Here is a 2,459-nt window from a genome sequence, read left to right as displayed (position 1 = left end):
AAAGAGGAGGGGGCATATGTTTTTGTTTACAAGCAGGGGGGGGCAGAGGAGTGGGGAGTCGGTCGGGTGGGCTGGGAGGTTTGAATAGGAGCGAGGTCCCCGCCTCACCAGATTCACCCCCTCCCTGACCCGTATCTGCTCCCTCACCTCTACAGGACGAACTGCCATGACGTCCGATCAGACGATCCGCTCCTCCACGCCCCCGTCGGCCGGTTCCGCCGACGGGGGCAGGCACCGTGCCGCCTCCGGCCGGAACATTCCCGTCGACACTCTCCGCGGACTGGCGTGCATACTGCTGGTCACCTTCCATGTCATCGGGGACACGGCCGCAGCGGGCATCCATGTCGCCGACGACAGTGCCTTCCGCTACTACTGTGACTCGGTCCAGTACCTCCGCATGCCGTTGTTCACCTTCCTCTCCGGACTCGTCTACGCGTGGCGTCCTCTGTCGGACATCCGGGCGTACCCGAAGTTCATGGGCAAGAAGGTCCGGCGGCTTCTCGTTCCCTACGTGATCTTCATCCCGGTGCTCGGGCTCACCCAGATGTACGCACCCGGTGTCAACGGCACCGTGGACCCGGACCCCCTGCTGTGGTGGATCAACTCCCTGAGCCCCTACTGGTTCCTGCTGTCCACCTTCTGGCTCTTCGCCCTGGTGGCGTTGCTCGATTCCCGGGGTCTTCTGCGTTCACCGTGGGCTTTCGGGGGACTGTTCGCGGCGTCCGTGCTGATCTCACTGCTCACCAGGCCCGAGACGGTGGAGACCCTCCAGCTCGGGACCGCGCTGTCCTTCCTTCCGTTCTTCCTCGCGGGTGTCGGGGCGTTCAGGTTCCGCCTCATCCCGCAGCGGACCATGACCGCTGTGCCGGTCACCCTCGTGCTGCTGGTACTGGTGGTGCTGGTGCAGCTGTCGCTCACCGGTCACCTCGAACGGTTCGAGACCCGCCACAGTCTGGTGGGCATTGCCCTGGGCGTGGTCTTCCCGGTCGCCTTCCTGGGATGGTCCCTGAAATCCCGGGTCCTGGCCTGGATCGGCGGATACTCGTCGGGGATCTACCTCCTCCACTCTTTCGCGGTGGGGGCGTTCCGCGCCGTCACCGGTGCCGTCGGACTGGACGCTGACCTCCCGCGGTTCATCATCCTGTCGGTGGGCGGCATCTTCGCCTCGATCTTCGGCGTCATCGTCCTGAGGCACGTGAGGATCGGGCCGGTCCAGATCGGACGGATCATGCTGGGCGAGAAGGTGAAGAAGTGAGCAACGGCGTACACCCGGTCATCGGGCTGGTCAGGAAGTTCCGGAGCTACGGGCTCTCCGGGATCGCCCAGGCGATGAACTTCGTGGCGATGCTGATACCCATCCTCGGACGCCAGATGGACCAGCTGACCTACCTGGTCGTTCCGTTGGCATTGTCCGGCCTCCTCTGCAGGGCGGTGACCTTCGCCTACCCCGGGCGTTACCTCGCCGTCCCGGGCAGTCTCGTGAGGACGGCGTCCTCGACCGCCTTCGCCGGGCTGTTGACCGGCACCGCTGTACTGCTGGTCGCCGCGGCCGCGCTCAGCGGACCCTCCGACTACTGGGCCGGTGTGGTGGCCTGGGGCGCACTGCTCACCTTCACCCACGGGATGTACTTCGCGGCCGTGGCGGTCGTGACCCGGGAACGCCGGATCGACGTCTATGCCCGGGCGCGGATCGTCTACGGCGTCATCAACATCACCGGGACGCTCATCGTCGTGTTCCTGGTTCCGTTCCGGGAGGGTCTTGTCGTGGTCGCCGGGACAATCACCCTGGTCGGCGCGACCGTCATGCTCGCCGGCACCACGGACCGGATCATCCCCGCCTTCGTCCGGGACGTCACCAGTCTCTTCGACAGGGGGCACCGGAGGTACCTGGCACTGTCACTGCGTGCCACCGGTGCACAGCTGCTCACCGACCTCGCCTTCCAGATCCAGGCCTTCGCCACCCCCTTCCTCGGCACATACCAGGAGATGTGGGCGGTGGCGCTGCGACTGACCGGCGGATTCTCAGGCCTCGCGCAGCAGGTCGTCGCACCGGGCTTCGAGATGAAGATCTCGGACGCCGTACGCCGGGGAGACCCGGGGACTGTCCGCAGATGGACTCTCCGGGGCCTCTGGTCCAGTGTCGTCCTGGCGTTCTTCTCCGCGGTCGTCGTCGTCGCTGCCGTGGTCTTCGCGGCAGACGGCCCGGATGTCACGGCCCGGACCCTCCTCTGCCTGGGCGTGTTCACTCTCGGTTCCCTGGTGACGTCGCTGGTGACGAAGGTCCCCTACATCACCGGCAGAGATTCGCTGTGCCTCGTCTGGTCGGTGATCCGGCCCACGATCCTCGGTGTCTCCCTGCTCACCCTGTCGGACGGTCCACTGCTCACCGCCATCGCGGTGGCGCAGCTTGTCAGTGCCGCGGCATTTGTCCCCCTTGTCCTCCTTCCCCCGGCGGACAC

At 66.1% G+C, this 2,459-nt stretch carries 2 protein-coding genes; both read left to right on the top strand.

Annotated elements, in window-relative coordinates:
* Positions 1 to 166 precede the first annotated feature (166 nt).
* Positions 167 to 1,255, top strand: a complete 1,089-nt coding sequence (locus tag E0E18_RS13790; RefSeq protein ID WP_110482174.1) for an acyltransferase family protein — start codon at positions 167 to 169, stop codon at positions 1,253 to 1,255.
* Positions 1,252 to 2,459: hypothetical protein (locus tag E0E18_RS13785; RefSeq protein WP_130841927.1), on the top strand; the 1,208-nt coding region annotated here is incomplete at its 3' end. The genes E0E18_RS13790 and E0E18_RS13785, both read left to right, overlap by 4 nt.

It is taken from the genome of Corynebacterium neomassiliense (assembly GCF_900626215.1).
Taxonomy (GTDB): Bacteria; Actinomycetota; Actinomycetes; order Mycobacteriales; family Mycobacteriaceae; genus Corynebacterium; species Corynebacterium neomassiliense.
Note: the sequence above shows the minus strand (reverse complement) of the source record. Positions and strands in the feature narration are given on the sequence as shown.

Excerpts from the sequence above, each read along its gene's own strand:
- E0E18_RS13790 (WP_110482174.1), top strand. The coding sequence starts at position 167 with ATGACGTCCGATCAGACGATCCGCTCCTCCACGCCCCCGTCGGCCGGT.